Source organism: Bacillus sp. 2CMS4F (assembly GCF_023161785.1).
Taxonomy (GTDB): Bacteria; Bacillota; Bacilli; order Bacillales; family Bacillaceae; genus Bacillus; species Bacillus halotolerans.
In genome coordinates this window covers 197,828-215,330 of record NZ_JALNTO010000003.1, presented here as the reverse complement: position 1 = coordinate 215,330, position 17,503 = coordinate 197,828, and the positions used below count along the sequence as shown (strand labels likewise).

Below are 17,503 nucleotides of genomic sequence, written 5' to 3'. Positions count from 1 at the left end.
CGATCCTTCTTTCTGATTTTTTGAAAAGATATGAAAATGGTAAAGGACGTCTTGATGTTTGTCAATCAACCGAAAGATAAAAGGTGTTCAGATTCCATTGATCTGAACACCTTCTGCGTTATGATATTTGTTTGTTATGAGGATCAGCAGGCGTTTCTGAAAGCTCCCAGCATTCAATCCGCTCATGATCTTTTATGACATTTTTATAAAAAACGGGATCTTTGCCCGCTTTTTTCTGCCGGGTATAGTCCTTGAGAGCCGCAAAAACCACCTTCGACAATAAGAAAATGGCGATTAAGTTGACGACGACCATCAAGCCCATAAACAAATCGGCCAAATCCCATACAAGCTGCACCTTGGCTACACAGCCAAACACGATCATTGCAAGCACGCCGATGCGGTAAACGAAGATCAGTTTTTTGCTTTTGTTCAAAAAGCCGATATTGGTTTCGCCATAATAATAGTTGCCGATCAAGGCACAGAATCCAAATAAGAGGATCAGGATGGCGAGAAAGCCTGATGCCCATGGTCCGATATGGGAGCTGAGAGAGGCTTGAGTTAAGGCGATTCCGCTCAGTCCCGGTGTATGATAGGCGTCTGAAAACAGGATGATAAAGGCCGTGCTTGTACAAATGACCAGCGTATCAGTAAGCACACCAAATGCCTGGATCAGCCCTTGTTTTACAGGATGGCTTGTCGTCGCGGTGGCAGCGGCATTCGGTGCGCTTCCCATTCCCGCTTCGTTTGAAAAAATCCCCCGTCTGACACCTTGCATTAAAGCCGCTCCCAAAGCGCCGCCGGCCGCCTGGTCAAATCCAAACGCGTTTTTGACAATAAGCGCAAAAACGGCAGGAAGCTGGGTGATGTTTGTGAGAATCACGAAAAAAGCGACTCCGATATACAGGACAGCCAAAACAACAACAATATATTCAGCCAGTTTTGCGATGCGTTTGACTCCGCCAAAGATAATCGTTCCAAACACAGCAATTAAAATGAGTCCAAGTGTCAGGCGGTTTGTGCCGAACGCGTTTTCAAACGCGAGACTGACCGTATTTGATTGAACCGAGTTAAAGACGATACCGAACGACAGCGTGATTAAAACGGCGAACAAGGCGCCCATCCATCTTTTGTTCAGTCCTTTTTCCATATAATAAGCAGGACCGCCGCGGAAGCCGTTTGCATCTTTCACCTTATAAATTTGAGCCAGTGTACTTTCGACAAAGCTTGACGCTGACCCGATAATGGCAATAATCCACATCCAGAAAATCGCACCGGGCCCGCCCAGCGCAATCGCAATGGCAATACCCGTAATGTTTCCAGTGCCGACACGGGCTGCCATGCTGATACAAAACGCTTGAAACGGAGAGATGCTGTTTTTCGACCGGGATGCAGCGCCTTCCTTTAACACCCTGACCATTTCCTTCAGCATGCGAACCTGCAAAAATTTAAGCCTGAACGTAAAATAGATTCCCAAAGAAAGAAGCAATACAATTAATAGCTTTGACCACAAAAAATCATTAGCGAAACCGACGATATGTTCCAGGAATTGCTGCATACAATCACCTCGTTTTTTATTTTAAAAAATGCTGAGTTCCCACTCCTGTGCGATGTGCTTCAGCAGCATGCCGCCAGTCAGGCTGTTGCCGTATTCATCAATGGCAGGCCCGTAAATGCCGATGCCGCATCCGTTTTGGAAAGGCTGCTCTCTTCTGGCGCTTGGAGGAACCAGCGCCATGATGCCGCCGGAGACACCGCTTTTGGCCGGTACCCCGACAAACGCCGCATATTTTCCGGAGGCGTTATACATGCCGCATGTCAGCATTAAAGCCTTGGCGAGCTTTGCCACATCCTTTGGAATCACCTGCTGGCGGTGAATCGGGTGATAACCGTCATGAGCAAGGATCAGGCCGATCAATGCAATGTCTTCTGTCGTGCCTTCCATAGCGCATTGCTTCAGGTAAACCTCCAGCGTTTCTTCCACATCGGCTTCTAAAAAGTTTGTCTCTTTTAAGTAGTAAGCCAGTGCTCTGTTACGGTGGGCGGTTTCCCATTCAGACCGGAAAACTTCCTCATGTATTCTGGGCCGTTTCCCTATTAATGTTTCAATGACAGAGTACAGATACTCCAGCCTATCGCGGGCTGTCTCTCCCGGAAGAAGCGAGGCGATTGTAATGGCGCCAGCGTTAATCATAGGGTTAAACGGTTTTCCGGGCTTGTGCATTTCAAGACGGATAATTGAATTAAAGGCGTCACCTGTCGGCTCGACATCGACGCGGTCAAGCACATAGGGAATGCCGCGGCTCATGCACGCAGCGATAAAGCTGATGACTTTTGAAATGCTTTGCAGGGTAAAAGGGACGTTCCAATCGCCGGCATGTATCATTGCTCCATTAGGCTCCAATATACAAATGCCGAGCTGTGAGTCATTAACTTTTCCTAACGCGGGGATATAATTTGCGCTTTGTCCATTGGCGGCAAAGGGGCGGTAATGTTCTACCCATTCATACAGCTGTGACGCCAGATTCTTTTCTTCCGGGCGTTCTTTTATCAGTTCTTTCATCAAATTCCTCCTATCTGTTTTTGCTATTGGGGACTGAGGCGGAGTAAAATCGAAGACAGGCGAGGCGTTAAACGCTTTCAAGAATGCGGAAAGGTATCATAACTTTATAATGGAGACTACAGAATCATACAAAATACGACAAAAATTTTTTGAAAATAAGCCGTTGGTTTTATAAAAAGCTTACATACTGGGTCGAAAGAAATTTGCAGGTTTTTTGTCCTTTCCTCAAAATAAAAAATGAGGATGTGATCATAATCAAACTGGAACGTTTTTTTGAGAAAGACGCATATATAATGGCGCTCATGCTCGTTACTGTGCCGCTTGCAGGCGAACTGAAATTTTATCCCCTCAATGAAGAGTTCCGAATCAGCTTCGGCGCGCCGGCTTTTTTCTTTTTCTTAGTGCTGCTGCGGCATGTGTCCGCTGTATTGCCGGGATTTTTGACTGGAACATCGGTTTTCGTATTTCGTGTCTTATTGGAATTATGGGACGGAAGACACGCAGGACTGATTCCAATCCTGTATGATCAAGCGTCCGGCTTTTTCTTTTACATGACGTTTGCATGTCTGTTTTATGTGTTGCGGGCGAACCGCTATCGTGATCGGCCGGTTATGCTCGGTTTTTATGGATTTATGATTGAAATTGCTTCCGATAGCGTCGAACTGGCCGTTCAGTTTCTTATTTTTCATACGGTGGTGACGCCTGAGAAAATAACGGATATCGCGGTCGTTGCGATTTCTCATACATTTATTGTCATCAGCTTTTTTAACGTGCTGAAGCTGTATGAAACGCAGTCCAGAGAAAAGCAGACAAGGCGGCAAAATGAGCACATGCTGATGATTGTGTCGAATTTATATGAAGAAACAGTGCATTTAAAAAAGACGCTGAAAACGACAGAGCACGTGACAAATGAATCCTATCAGCTCTACCGGGAAGTGAACGGCAAGGACGATCAGCTCGGCGGCAGGATTTTAAGGCTGGCAGGGGAAATTCATGAAGTGAAAAAGGACAACCAGAGGATATATGCCGGGCTTTCGAAACTGATTTCTAATGAAAGTTTTAAAGATTATATGAATGCCTCGGACCTTTTCCGGCTTGTCATACGAATGAATGAAAAGTACGCTGAATCATTGGGCAAACAGATCAATTTTCATTGTTCAATAGAGGGTGAGCATGACGATTATCATGTATTTATTGTTCTTTCTATCATTAATAATTTGACGGCAAACGCGGTGGAGGCAATGAGGGATGAGGGAACAGTCAGCCTGAGGCTCCGTAAGCCAGATGAGAGTATGATAGAATTTCAGGTGGAAGACAATGGTCCCGGCATTTCGGAGAAAATCGGAGATATTGTGTTTGATCCGGGCTTTACCTCAACGTATGACAAGTTTGGCACGCCCTCAACCGGAATTGGGCTTTCCTACGTCAAGGAAATCGTGACAGAGCTTGAGGGAGACATCAAGTTTCACAACCAGCAGCAAGGAGTGATCTTTACCATCAGGCTGCCTGCCAGACATTTGATTCAGAAAGGATGAACGGATAATATGCGTTTTTTTATCGCTGATGATGACCGCGCGGTGCGGTCGATTTTAAGGCAGATCATAGAGGATGAGGACCTTGGAGAGGCTGCGGGTGAAGCGGAAGACGGAAGCCAAGTGGAAGGGCATATATTGCAATTTAAGCAGATTGATATTTTGTTAATCGATTTATTAATGCCCGGGCGTGATGGAATTGAGACCATACGCCGGATCAAGGACTCTTATTCCGGGAAAATCGTAATGATCTCACAAGTGGAAGCTAAAGAAATGGTCGGAGAAGCGTATTCTCTCGGCATTGAATATTTTATTCATAAACCAATTAACCGTATTGAAATTGTGACTGTTCTGCAAAAGGTGAAGGAACGGATCGAGCTTGAAAACTCGATCGGAGATATCCAAAACTCTTTAAGCCGGCTGGTCAGCCGAACCGAACGGAAAGCACGGTCTCAGTATAAAAATGACAACAGCTTAAAAGAAGCGGGAACGTTCTTGCTATCCGAGCTCGGCATGATGGGGGAAGGCGGCGCTCATGATATGATGGCGGTCCTTCAGTATTTAACTGAGCATGAACAATCTGAACCTTACGAAAAAAATATCCCTTCTTTAAAACAAATCTTCACACAAGTAGCGGAACGAAAGCTTGGAGCTGCGGCATCACAAACGGAAATCAACCGCGAAGTGAAAGCCTCGGAACAGCGAATCCGCAGAGCCATTATCCATTCGCTGGACCATTTTGCCTCATTGGGCACAACTGATTTTTCGAATCCTAAATTCGAAACCTACGCATCAAAATTCTTTGATTTTCCGGTCGTCAGCCAAAAAATGAAAGAAATTCAATCCAAAGAGGCAAAACCCCTCGCACCTGCCAGAGTGAATATGAAAAAATTTATCCACGTATTTTTTTTGGAAGCAAAGCTTTTGAACGAAACGATGAAAGAAAGAAGTATGTGAAAAAACAGCCGGCTAGCAGCGGCTGTTTTTTTTATGCGGAAAAACGGGGGCTTTCAGCGTTTTTATGAAAAGTCTGAAAATAAAGTTATTGACTTATTGTTTATTTGTCTTACAATTAAACAAAAGAATATGTTGAAAGGAGAGGATATGCAATCACATGATTTTAAAGCGCTTTCAAATGAGCTGTTTACACAAATGACAGGAGGTTTTGTACATGAGCCGTATAAGAAAAGCACCTGAAGGGATTTTAGGTTTTCCGGTTGCGCCTTTTAATACACAAGGAAAGCTGGAGGAAGAAGCTCTGTTTCAAAATATCGAGTTTTTGCTCGAAGAAGGCTTGGAAGCGATTTTTATCGCCTGCGGTTCAGGGGAATTTCAGTCCCTTAGCCAGAAAGAATACGAAAACATGGTCGAAGTCGCAGTTTCGGCAGCGGGAGGAAAGGTCCCGGTCTATACGGGAGTGGGCGGCAACCTCAGCACCGCGCTTGATTGGGCGCGTATATCGGAGAAAAAAGGCGCTGACGGCTATTTGATCCTTCCTCCGTATTTGGTGCATGGCGAACAGGAGGGGCTGTATCAGTACGCCAAAACGATTATTGAAAGCACGGACTTGAATGCCATTCTGTATCAGCGCGACAACGCCGTATTTTCTCTTGAACAGATCAAGCGGCTGACGGAGCTTGAACAGCTTGTTGGTGTGAAAGACGGGGTGGGGAACATGGATTTGAATATCAACCTCGCCTATACAATCGGTGACCGCTTGGGATGGCTTAACGGAATGCCGATGGCTGAAGTGACGATGCCGTCCTACCTGCCAATCGGTTTTCACTCTTATTCTTCAGCCATTTCGAATTATATTCCGCATATTTCCCGGATGTTCTATGAAGCTTTGAAAAACGGAAACAACGATGCAGTGAAGGAACTCTATCAGCATGTCATTCTGCCGATCAACGATATTCGGAAGCAGCGGAAAGGGTATGCGGTGTCCTTGATCAAAGCCGGCATGGAGATTATGGGGATGAATGTGAGAAATACAGCCAGACCGCCTGTCGGACCGGTTGAAAAAGAACACTATCAGCAATTGGAAGCCATTTTGAAGCAAGCGGCGGATCGTTTCCCGAAGAAGGCCGCGACGGTTTGACAAACATAAAAAGCATGAAAGGGGCAATGGGCATGTCTGTAATCACGGAAAAAAACACATATCTCAATTTTATTAATGGAGAGTGGGTCAAAGCTCAATCAGGCGACATGATCAAGTCGGAAAATCCTGCGGATGTGAATGACATCGTCGGCTATGTGCAGAGTTCAACGGCTGATGATGTGGACCGGGCCGTCGCCGCCGCTAATGAGGCAAAAACGGGATGGAGAAAGCTGACGGGTGCAGAACGGGGCCAATTGCTGTACAAAACAGCTGATATCATGGAGCAGCGCTTAGAGGACATCGCCGCATGTGCGACGCGTGAAATGGGAAAAACCCTGCCGGAAGCAAAAGGAGAAACCGCTCGCGGCATTGCGATTCTTCGCTATTACGCCGGCGAGGGCATGCGCAAAACAGGCGATGTCATCCCGTCTACTGACAAAGACGCACTGATGTTTACAACCCGTGTCCCGCTTGGTGTCGTCGGCGTGATTTCGCCGTGGAACTTCCCGGTAGCGATCCCGATTTGGAAAATGGCGCCGGCACTGGTGTACGGCAATACTATTGTCATCAAACCCGCAACAGAAACTGCCGTTACATGTGCGAAGATCATCGCTTGTTTTGAAGAAGCGGGACTTCCGGCGGGAGTCATCAATTTGGTGACTGGCCAAGGGTCAGTTGTCGGCCAAGGCATTGCCGAACATGACGGGGTCAATGCCATTACGTTCACGGGTTCGAATCAGGTTGGGAAAATCATCGGGCAAGCCGCTTTAGCGAGAGGCGCCAAATATCAGCTTGAAATGGGCGGGAAAAACCCGGTGATCGTAGCGGACGATGCTGATCTTGAAGCGGCAGCAGAAGCCGTGGTGACAGGCGCTTTCCGTTCAACAGGCCAGAAGTGCACCGCAACAAGCCGTGTCATTGTCCAAAGCGGAATTTACGACCGCTTTAAAGAAAAACTGCTGCAGCGCACAAAGGAGATTACGATCGGAGACAGCTTGAACGAAAACGTTTGGATGGGACCGATCGCAAGCAAAAATCAGCTTGATAACTGTCTGTCATATTTTGAAAAAGGCAAGCAGGAGGGCGCTTCTCTTTTGATCGGAGGAGAAAAGCTGGAGGATGGAAAGTATCAAAACGGATATTATGTGCAGCCTGCCATATTTGACAACGTGACATCTGACATGACGATTGCCCAGGAGGAAATTTTCGGACCGGTCATCGCTCTGTTAAAGGTGGACACGATGGAGGAGGCTTTAGACATCGCCAATGATGTGAAGTTCGGATTAAGTGCATCTATTTTTACGCAAAACATCGGCCGTATGTTTTCATTCGTTGATGAGATTGAAGCCGGGCTTGTCAGGGTCAACGCGGAAAGCGCAGGGGTTGAGCTTCAGGCGCCATTTGGCGGCATGAAGCAATCAAGCTCCCACTCCCGCGAACAGGGTGAGGCCGCGAAGGACTTCTTCACGGCGATCAAAACCGTATTTGTGAAGCAGTAAAGGTGCTGGAAAGAGGCGCTTGTCTCTTTCCAAGCCTTATCACCGCCAGCATATGATTCTCTACTTTGACAAAGGAGAAGATATTATGAAAAAAGACCATGCGAATGTTTCGCCGGCGGGCAAAAAAACATCTGTACGCTGGTTCATCGTATTTATGCTGTTTCTTGTGACGTCTATTAACTACGCAGATCGTGCGACGCTTTCGATTACAGGTGATTCCGTCCAGCATGACCTTGGACTGGATTCGGTTGCCATGGGGTATGTTTTTTCTGCATTCGGCTGGGCCTATGTCATCGGACAGCTTCCCGGAGGCTGGCTGCTGGATCGATTTGGCTCAAAAACGGTTATTGCGTTAAGCATCTTTTTCTGGTCATTTTTTACGCTGCTGCAAGGGGCGATTGGATTTTTTACCGCTGGCACAGCGATTATCCTGCTGTTCGCGCTGCGCTTTTTAGTCGGGCTTTCTGAGGCGCCTTCATTTCCCGGAAACGGCAGAGTGGTTGCTTCCTGGTTCCCGAGCTCCGAACGCGGTACAGCTTCAGCCTTTTTTAACTCAGCTCAATACTTCGCAATCGTCATTTTTTCTCCTTTAATGGGCTGGCTCACCCACTCTTTTGGCTGGCATTCCGTCTTCGTGGTGATGGGGGCCGCGGGAATCCTACTGGCTTTTATCTGGTTAAAAACGGTATATGAACCGAAAAAACATCCAAAGGTCAACAAAGCAGAGCTTGCGTACATTGAAGAAGGCGGCGGGCTGATTTCAATGGATGACAGTCAAAGCAAGCAGGAAAAAGAATCAAAATGGCCGTATATCAAACAATTATTAACCAACCGCATGCTGATTGGCGTGTACATCGCGCAATATTGCATTACGACTCTCACCTATTTCTTTCTCACATGGTTTCCGGTATATTTGGTTCAGGCCCGCGGAATGTCCATTCTTGAAGCGGGATTTGTGGCTTCCCTCCCGGCGCTGTGCGGATTTGCGGGCGGCGTGCTTGGAGGCATCGTGTCTGATTTTTTATTGAAAAAAGGCCGTTCTCTCACCTTTGCGAGAAAAGGACCGATCATTGTCGGCATGCTGCTGTCTTGCAGCATGATTATCTGCAACTATACAGATTCAGCGTGGCTCGTCGTTGTAATCATGTCACTCGCGTTCTTCGGAAAAGGCTTTGGCGCCTTGGGCTGGGCTGTCGTGTCGGACACGTCGCCAAAAGAGTGTGCAGGATTAAGCGGCGGTTTGTTCAACACATTCGGAAACATCGCCTCGATTACGACTCCGATTATTATCGGCTACATCGTGAATGCTACAGGATCTTTTAATGGCGCGCTCGTTTTTGTCGGCGCTAATGCGATTGCAGCAGTCCTCAGCTATTTGCTGCTGGTCGGGCCGATCAAACGAGTCGTATTAAAGAAACAAGAGCAAGACCCCGATCAATCACTGCCTGTCTAATACTTATGAAAGCGCTTTATCAAAGGAGGATGACAGATGAGTTCACCAATACAGGAACAGGTTCAAAAAGAAAAAAGATCGAATATTCCATCAATTGCTGAAATGAGAGTCATTCCAGTCGCGGGGCATGACAGTATGCTGCTGAATTTAAGCGGCGCCCACAGCCCATTTTTCACCCGAAATCTTGTCGTCTTAACGGACAGCAGCGGGAATCAGGGTGTCGGCGAGGTGCCGGGCGGGGAAGCGATCCGCCGCACACTGGAGCTTGCAGAGCCGCTTGTTGTCGGAAAATCGATCGGCGCGTACCAGTCGATTTTGCAAACAGTCAGAAAGCAGTTTGCGGACCAGGACAGGGGAGGCCGCGGAATCCAGACATTTGATTTGCGCACTGCGGTGCATGTGGTCACGGCTTTAGAAGCCGCTTTGTTAGATGTGCTCGGCAAATTTCTCAATGAACCGGTTGCGGCTTTGCTTGGAGAAGGACAGCAGCGGGATGAGGTCAAGATGCTCGGTTATCTATTTTACATTGGTGACCGAAAGCGGACGACATTGCCGTATCAAAGTAATCAGCAGTCAGATTGCGAGTGGTTCCGCCTCCGCCATGAGGAAGCGCTGACTCCTGAGGCCGTTGTACGTCTTGCAGAAGCGGCGCAAGAGCGCTACGGCTTCCAAGATTTCAAGCTGAAAGGCGGCGTATTGCGGGGCGAGGAAGAAATGGAGGCCGTCACCGCGTTATCAAAACGTTTTCCTGAGGCGAGAATTACCCTTGATCCGAACGGGGCTTGGCCACTAGAAGAAGCTGTTACATTATGCAGAGGAAAGCAGGATGTACTTGCTTATGCCGAAGATCCGTGCGGGTCGGAAAACGGTTATTCCGCACGTGAAGTGATGGCTGAGTTCCGCCGCGCGACAGGCCTGCCGACAGCGACAAATATGATTGCGACTGACTGGCGGGAAATGGGGCACGCGATTCAGCTGCATGCGGTCGATATTCCGCTGGCTGATCCCCATTTCTGGACGATGCAGGGTTCGGTGCGGGTTGCACAGATGTGCCATGATTGGGGGCTGACGTGGGGCTCGCACTCCAATAATCATTTTGACATTTCCCTTGCCATGTTTACCCATGTGGCGGCCGCAGCTCCGAGACGCATCACGGCGATTGATACCCATTGGATCTGGCAGGACGGTCAGCGTTTAACCAAACAGCCTTTAGAAATTGCTGATGGCTGTGTGAAGGTGCCTGATAAGCCTGGGCTTGGCATCGACATTGATATGGAACAAGTGGAAAAAGCGCATGATCTTTATCGAAAAATGAATTTAGGCGCACGGAACGATGCAATCCCTATGCAGTTTCTAATCAGCAATTGGGAATTTGACCGCAAGCGCCCGTGTCTGGTGAGATAAGTTTTATTCTAAATATTGTCATAACGAATATTTTGTCTTACAATTGAACAACTGAAGGGAGAGTTGTTCGTGTACGAAGGTTTAGAAGATCTGAAGGTGGATACAGTCAATCGGAAAACATTAGCCAAGCAGGTCATTGAACGGATTGTCCATTTACTGTCAAGCGGACAATTAAAGGCCGGAGACAAATTGCCGACGGAAATGGAGCTAATGGATATCTTACATGTCAGCAGACCGGTGCTTCGCGAAGCGCTTAGCTCACTAGAGACGCTGGGCGTTATCACGAGAAAAACCCGCGGCGGCACGTATTTCAACGACAAAATCGGGATGCAGCCTTTTTCCGTCATGCTTGCTTTGGCGACTGATAATCTTCCGGCCATTATTGAAGCGCGGATGGCGTTAGAACTCGGGCTGGTGACGATTGCCGCGGAAAAGATAAATGAAGATGAGCTTAAGCGTTTACAGAAAACAATCGACGACATCGCCAGCAGCACTGACAACAATTATGGAGAAGCAGATAAAGAATTTCACCGAATTATTGCATTAAGCGCTAATAATCCCGTTGTTGAAGGAATGATTCAATCTTTGCTGATCACACATGCGAAAATCGACAGCCAGATTCCGTACAGGGAAAGGGATGTTACGGTTGAATACCACAAAAAAATCTACGACGCCCTTGCCAAAAGAGATCCTTACCAGGCTCATTACCACATGTATGAGCATTTGAAATTTGTCCGTGACAAAATTTTGAATGGGATAGACGAAACATAATTGTTATGACAGCCGCAGTTTGAAATCGGGATTTGCGGCTTTTTTTAAACCAAAATCAGAAAGCGTTTACAATGTTGAGGAGTGATATTCCTATGGTGATGAACCTCAGACAGAATCAAGCGCCTCTTTACATTAAAGTGAATGTAAAAGATAACACGGCGATTATTGTAAATGACGGCGGACTGAAAAAGAGCACTGTTTTTCCATGCGGGCTGATGCTTGAAGAAGATGTCCCTCAAGGCCATAAAGTGGCCCTAACCGATTTGAATCAGGGGGATGCCATCGTGCGTTATGGAGAAGTGATCGGATTTGCAGATCAGCCGATCAAACGCGGAAGCTGGGTGCGGGAAGCTTTGGTGAGAATGCCCGCCCCTCCGGAACTCCATGACCTTCCTATCGCAAACAAAGTGCCTGAACCGCTGCCGCCTCTTGAAGGCTATACGTTTGAAGGATATCGAAATGCTGACGGCAGTGCGGGAACGAAAAATATTCTCGGTATCACCACAAGTGTTCAATGTGTCGTCGGCGTGCTGGGTTATGCGGTAAAACGGATAAAAGAAGAGCTTCTTCCGAAATATCCAAATGTCGATGATGTCGTGCCGCTTCATCATCAATATGGATGCGGCGTGGCCATCAATGCCCCAGACGCCGTGATTCCCATACGCACGATTCAAAATCTGGCAAAGCATCCGAACTTCGGCGGGGAAGTGATGGTGGTCGGATTAGGATGTGAAAAGCTCCTCCCGGCACGGATTGCACCTGAGAAAAAAGATCACATCATTTCACTTCAAGATCATCAAGGCTTTGCGAATATGATTCAATCGTTGATGGAAATGGCGGAGGAGCGGTTAATCAGACTCAATAGCAGAGTCCGTGTAACCTGCCCTGTTTCTGATCTGGTAATTGGCCTTCAATGCGGCGGCAGTGATGCCTTTTCCGGCGTGACGGCGAATCCGGCAGTGGGATATGCGGCTGATTTATTGGTTCGGGCAGGCGCAACGGTCTTGTTTTCTGAAGTGACTGAGGTGCGGGATGCGATTCACTTATTAACGCCCCGGGCTGTCAGCGAAGAGGTCGGACGTTCGCTGATCGATGAGATGAAGTGGTATGACAGCTATCTGAGGCGGGGGGAAGCAGACAGAAGCGCCAATCCGTCACCTGGCAATAAAAAAGGCGGTTTATCCAATGTGGTGGAAAAAGCGTTAGGATCGGTAGCAAAGTCAGGCACAAGCCCCATTTCCGGTGTGCTCGGGCCTGGGGAGAAGGCGGAGAAAAAGGGTTTGCTGTTTGCAGCGACGCCGGCAAGCGACTTTGTGTGCGGAACCCTTCAGCTGGCGGCAGGCATGAATCTGCAGGTCTTTACGACAGGCAGAGGAACACCGTATGGATTGGCTGCTGCGCCAGTGCTGAAAGTATCTACACGCCATTCATTAACAGAGCATTGGGCGGATTTAATCGATATCAATGCCGGGCGAATTGCTACCGGAGAGGCCAGTATTGAAGAAGTCGGCTGGGAGATTTTTCGCATGGTCTTAGATGTAGCGAGCGGCAGGAAACAAACATGGGCGGACCATTGGGGCCTTCATAATGATTTGTGTTTGTTTAATCCCGCGCCTGTGACTTGATTCATTTTTTATAGTAGATCAAAACTGGAATATGATGTAAGATGGAGATCAACTACAATGAACGGAGGGGTTCCGACATGGCATTCATTAGATTCCGATTGACACGAATTCAATAGTGAACGACACTCGCCTGGATGCGGGGAATCGGGATGAATCTGCCTATGTATGTACCCTTATATTGTCATGAAAAGAGGGTGGCGATGCTGCCCTCTTTTTTTGTTCCTTAAAAACATCCCTTCTCTCTAACGACAGGCGGAATATGAGAAAGGGGAAAAGAGATGACAAACCCGAACGAAAGGCAGCTAATCACTGAGATTGTCGCGCTTGCACGCAATCAAGGTTTGACGGTTCACTGTGATAACGCTCAATTGAATGAAACGGGAATGGATTTTCAAGTTGTATTTGCCGAGGATGATACAGGTATGCCATGGGTACTGCGAAAACCGCGGCGAAGCGATGTAGTTGAAAGAGCAGCTTCAGAAGGCAGAACGCTTGCCTTTCTCCGCGCGAACCTCACAGCTGATGTGCCGGATTGGAAAATTCATATGCCGGAATTGATCGCTTATCCGAAGCTTAGCGGAACGCCTGCTGCTGGGATTGATTTGGAACAGAAACAGTATGTATGGAATATGAGTCATCAGCCGCCGTCAGATAATTTTGTTCATACACTTGCTGAAATACTGGCAGAATTACATGGCATGAATCAAACATCTGCCGGCCAATCCGGAATAGAAGTGGTGATGCCAGAAGATTTCAGGAAAATGACAGCTGAATCTATGGCTGATGTAAAGAATAAGTTTGGCGTATCTAAGCAGCTTTGGGAAAGATGGCAAACGTGGATCAATGATGATGCATACTGGCCCGGTTTCTCCGCGCTGATACACGGCGATTTCCATCCGCCGCATATCCTTATTGATCAAAACGAACACGTGACAGGCCTCCTGGATTGGACAGAAGCGAAAGTCGCCGATCCAGCCAAGGATTTTGTCTTTTACCACATGATTTTCGGAGAAAAAGAAACAGCCCGTTTGCTTGAATGCTATGATCAAGCAGGCGGCCGTGTATGGTCAAAAATGCAGGATCACATCTCAGAGATGCAGGCGGCGTATCCGCTGGAAATTGCCAAGTTCGCTCTTCAGACACAGCAGGAGGAGCACGTAAATATGGCTCTGGAAGCACTTGGCGAACCTAAATTGAATTAAGAATTGACTTCTGTAAATTGACGGAGTATTATAAATTTTACAAATGAAAAGAACGGATTAACAATTAAGAGGAAGAGCAAGTAAGCATCAGTGAGCGGGGTTCAGAGAGTCGGTGGCAGGTGTGAACCGATCCTCCCCTGATGCCGAATGGGCTTCTGAATTGCTTTGCTGAATAGATAGTAGGCAATGCCGGGATGCTCTCCCCGTTACCAAGAGAGGAGTATCGAAACTGACGTTTTCTGTACTGATGAGCGAATGGCTTTTTAGCTGTTAATAAAGGTGGTACCGCGAGACCCTCGTCCTTTGATAGGACGGGGGTTTTTGTGTTTCTTAAAGGAGGTGACGGCCAATGGAAGAAGGCTGGTGGTCCATGTTTAATCAATGGGAAAGGAGGAATTCAAATGGTGATCGCAACTGATGATCTGGAGGTTGCTTGTCCGCATTGTGAAAGAGCCGGAGAAATAGAAGGCAAACCTTGCCCGGCATGCAGCGGGAAGGGCGTCATTCTTACCGCACAAGGAAATACGCTTTTGGATTTTATCCAAAAACATATGAACAAGTAAAGGAGAAAAACTGAGCAGAGCGGCTGCAGGCAAAAGCTGAAAACAGGAAAAAAAGAATAAATTTTGTAAAACACACATGTTTTTCAATTACAATAAGCGTAATGACATGTGTGTTTTTTGACTATGAAAAGGTTAGGTGAGAGGATGCAGCGCATATTGCTTGTGGAGGATGACCATTCAATCAGTGAAATGGTGGACCATTATTTAACAAAAGAAGGCTTTGAAATCGTGCATGCTTACGACGGTGAAGAGGGCATTCGGAGGTTTCAAGAGCAGGCGTACGACCTTATTCTGCTTGATATTATGCTTCCGGAGCTGAATGGAATGGATGTTTTAAAAATCATTCGGGAAAAAAGCAAGATTCCTGTTTTAATGATTTCAGCAAAAGACGGAGATGTTGATAAAGCACTGGGGCTGGGATTCGGGGCGGATGATTATATCGCCAAACCGTTTTCGATGATTGAACTGACAGCCAGAGTCAAAGCAGCGATACGGAGGGCGACGCAATATTCGTCGAGTGAACCGGCTGAACATCAGGTGATTCGTGTTCACCAGCTTACGATCGATATAGACAATGTATCCGTTCTGAAAAACGGCGAACCGCTTCAGCTGACGTCAACCGAATGGCAGCTGCTGATACTATTTGCAGCAAATCCTAAAAAGGTGTTTACGAAAGAACAAATCTATCGTTCCGTATGGAATGAGGAGTACTTTGGCGACCAAAACATCATTAATGTACATATGAGACGGCTGAGAGAAAAGATTGAAGATGATCCATCGTCTCCTCAATATATCAAAACATTATGGGGCATCGGCTATAAATGGGGAGAGTTTTAGAATGGCAGTATTAACGATAGCCGCTATCATCGCTTTGGCGTGTCTGAATGTCATTCAATATATGATGAAAAAGAACCGGGACAGGAATTTGACGTATACGGCAGAAAAGCTTAGCGCCATGCTTGACAACGAATCGGCCGATCAGGTTTTACTTCATACAGATGACCGTGCGCTCAGGGACCTGCTCGTCAACATCAATCTGCTCGCTGAGGATCATCAGCATATCAACGCCCGGTTTGCAAAAACAGAGCAATCCATGAGACGGATGCTGACCAATATGTCACACGATCTCAAAACACCTCTGACGGTTATTCTCGGTTATATCGAAGCCATCCAAAGTGACCGGGATATGCCGGACAGCGAGCGGGAAAGACTGCTTGAGAAGCTGCACCAAAAAACAAATGAACTCATCCAAATGATCCACTCTTTTTTTGATTTAGCCAAATTGGAATCTGAAGACAAACAAATCCCGATTACAAAAATACATATCAACGAAGTATGCAAACGAAATATCCTGCATTACTATGATGCCGTTCAGGCAAAAGGTTTTAACGCGGAGATTGATATTCCGGATACGCCGGTATACGCGCATGCAAATGAGGAGGCGCTGGACCGTATCCTGCAAAATTTATTATCCAACGCGATTCAATATGGCGCGGTTGGCAAGTTTATCGGATTATCACTTTCTTATGATGAGACAAGCATTGCCATCTCCGTATGGGACCGCGGAAAAGGAATCAGTGAAACAGACCAGCAGCGGGTTTTTGAGAGGCTGTACACACTTGAAGAATCAAGAAACAAAGCATTCCAAGGGAGCGGTCTCGGTTTGACGATCACGAAAAGGCTTGTGGAAAAAATGGGGGGCTCCATCTCTCTTCAAAGCAAGCCGTGTGAACGGACAGCGTTTACGATTACATTAAAACGAATGACCTATTAACAATCGTAAGAATTTCTTAAGAATGAAGAAATAAAAATGACAGGGCCCGCCGCTACAATAGAAAACAGGAAAAAGAGGAAAGGAGCAACAACGTTGACTTACATCGTACAAACAAATGGACTGACCAAAACGTTTCAAGGCAAAGAAGTCGTATCAGATGTCAGCATGCATATCAAAAAAGGTGAAATTTACGGCTTTCTCGGCCCGAACGGAGCAGGGAAAACAACCATCATGAAAATGCTGACAAGTCTTGTAAAACCGACAAGCGGTGAAATCATTATCCTCGGAAACAATCTCACCCATACGTCATATGAGGTGCTCGGCAAGATCGGCAGCATGATTGAATATCCGATTTTCTATGAAAATCTGACGGCTATCGAAAATTTAGAGCTGCATTGTGCATACATGGGATACCACAATAAAAAAGCCATTCAAGAAGTGCTCGATATGGTGAATTTAAAACAGATCGACAAGAAACCCGTCAAAACATTTTCGCTTGGAATGAAGCAGCGCCTCGGCATAGCGCGCGCCATCCTCACCAAACCTGATCTGCTTATATTGGATGAGCCGGTAAACGGCCTTGATCCTGTCGGCATTAAAAAGATCAGAAACTTATTTCAAGTATTAAGCAAAGAGTATGGAATGACACTGCTGATCTCCAGCCATATGCTGAGTGAAATCGAACAAATTGCGGACACAATCGGCGTCATTCGTGAAGGCAGGCTGCTGGAAGAGGTGTCGATGGAAGATGTCAGGGGGCAAAACACAGAATACATCGAACTCGTTACATCGAATCAGACAAAAGCCTGCTTTGTGCTTGAGAAAGAACTTCACATTGCCAACTTTAAAATCTTAAATGATAAAACCATTCGGATTTATAATGCTCAACAATCACAGGGTGCCATATCAAAAGCGCTGATTTTAAATGATGTAGACATTGAATCAATGAATAAAAAGTATACGTCACTGGAGGACTACTTCATCAGCTTGATCAACGGCAATCACATCAGTGCGTAAAGGAG

At 46.8% G+C, this 17,503-nt stretch carries 15 protein-coding genes and 1 other annotated feature; of the genes, 13 read left to right on the top strand and 2 right to left on the bottom strand.

Annotated elements, in window-relative coordinates; all coding sequences use genetic code 11:
* Positions 1-118: 118 nt before the first annotated feature.
* Entirely contained in the window at positions 119-1,555 is a 1,437-nt protein-coding gene (locus MTN95_RS07795; protein ID WP_044162103.1) for an alanine/glycine:cation symporter family protein, read from the bottom strand.
* 21 nt (positions 1,556-1,576) lie between these two features.
* Positions 1,577-2,560 (bottom strand): glutaminase, encoded by a 984-nt coding sequence (locus tag MTN95_RS07790; protein WP_024120081.1) that lies wholly within the window; start codon positions 2,558-2,560, stop codon positions 1,577-1,579.
* A gap of 302 nt (positions 2,561-2,862) precedes the next feature.
* Here MTN95_RS07790 and glnK point away from each other — a divergent pair, with 302 nt between their 5' ends.
* From glnK to MTN95_RS07725, 13 genes are all read left to right on the top strand, one after another.
* Positions 2,863-4,095, top strand: a complete 1,233-nt coding sequence (gene glnK / locus MTN95_RS07785; RefSeq protein ID WP_248337710.1) for a two-component system sensor histidine kinase GlnK — start codon at positions 2,863-2,865, stop codon at positions 4,093-4,095.
* 9 nt (positions 4,096-4,104) lie between these two features.
* Entirely contained in the window at positions 4,105-5,049 is a 945-nt protein-coding gene (gene glnL, locus MTN95_RS07780; RefSeq protein ID WP_105955422.1) for a glutamine utilization two-component system response regulator GlnL, read from the top strand.
* A 214-nt stretch (positions 5,050-5,263) separates the two neighbouring features.
* Positions 5,264-6,190 (top strand): 5-dehydro-4-deoxyglucarate dehydratase, encoded by a 927-nt coding sequence (gene kdgD, locus MTN95_RS07775; RefSeq protein ID WP_059292043.1) that lies wholly within the window; start codon positions 5,264-5,266, stop codon positions 6,188-6,190.
* 32 nt (positions 6,191-6,222) lie between these two features.
* Entirely contained in the window at positions 6,223-7,689 is a 1,467-nt protein-coding gene (gene gucD, locus MTN95_RS07770; RefSeq protein ID WP_248337599.1) for an alpha-ketoglutaric semialdehyde dehydrogenase GucD, read from the top strand.
* Positions 7,690-7,774: 85 nt separating this feature from the next.
* Positions 7,775-9,142, top strand: a complete 1,368-nt coding sequence (gene gudP / locus MTN95_RS07765) for a glucarate transporter GudP (RefSeq protein ID WP_105991809.1) — start codon at positions 7,775-7,777, stop codon at positions 9,140-9,142.
* 36 nt (positions 9,143-9,178) lie between these two features.
* Positions 9,179-10,546, top strand: a complete 1,368-nt coding sequence (gudD, locus tag MTN95_RS07760; RefSeq protein ID WP_248337597.1) for a glucarate dehydratase — start codon at positions 9,179-9,181, stop codon at positions 10,544-10,546.
* Between the two features lie 69 nt (positions 10,547-10,615).
* Positions 10,616-11,317 carry a FadR/GntR family transcriptional regulator gene (locus MTN95_RS07755; RefSeq protein ID WP_059292040.1) on the top strand — a complete coding sequence of 234 codons (702 nt, stop codon included), beginning with the start codon at positions 10,616-10,618 and terminating at the stop codon, positions 11,315-11,317.
* A gap of 92 nt (positions 11,318-11,409) precedes the next feature.
* Positions 11,410-12,942 carry a galactarate dehydratase gene (garD, locus tag MTN95_RS07750; protein WP_248337595.1) on the top strand — a complete coding sequence of 511 codons (1,533 nt, stop codon included), beginning with the start codon at positions 11,410-11,412 and terminating at the stop codon, positions 12,940-12,942.
* Positions 12,943-13,220: 278 nt separating this feature from the next.
* Positions 13,221-14,144 carry a macrolide 2'-phosphotransferase gene (gene mphK, locus MTN95_RS07745; protein WP_248337593.1) on the top strand — a complete coding sequence of 308 codons (924 nt, stop codon included), beginning with the start codon at positions 13,221-13,223 and terminating at the stop codon, positions 14,142-14,144.
* Positions 14,145-14,201: 57 nt separating this feature from the next.
* Positions 14,202-14,451 (top strand) — a binding site (T-box leader).
* Positions 14,452-14,545: 94 nt separating this feature from the next.
* On the top strand, positions 14,546-14,707 hold the full coding sequence (locus MTN95_RS07740; protein WP_024120093.1) for a tryptophan RNA-binding attenuator protein inhibitory protein: 162 nt from the start codon (positions 14,546-14,548) through the stop codon (positions 14,705-14,707).
* Positions 14,708-14,863: 156 nt separating this feature from the next.
* A complete protein-coding gene (locus MTN95_RS07735; RefSeq protein ID WP_105955433.1) occupies positions 14,864-15,544 on the top strand; it encodes a response regulator transcription factor in 681 nt (226 codons plus the stop codon).
* Position 15,545: 1 nt separating this feature from the next.
* The gene (locus tag MTN95_RS07730; RefSeq protein WP_202852412.1) at positions 15,546-16,481 is read left to right on the top strand and encodes a HAMP domain-containing histidine kinase; all 936 of its coding nucleotides are present in this window, start codon (positions 15,546-15,548) and stop codon (positions 16,479-16,481) included.
* 93 nt (positions 16,482-16,574) lie between these two features.
* Positions 16,575-17,498, top strand: coding sequence for an ABC transporter ATP-binding protein (locus MTN95_RS07725; protein ID WP_248337591.1), 924 nt, complete (start codon positions 16,575-16,577; stop codon positions 17,496-17,498).
* Positions 17,499-17,503: the final 5 nt, after the last annotated feature.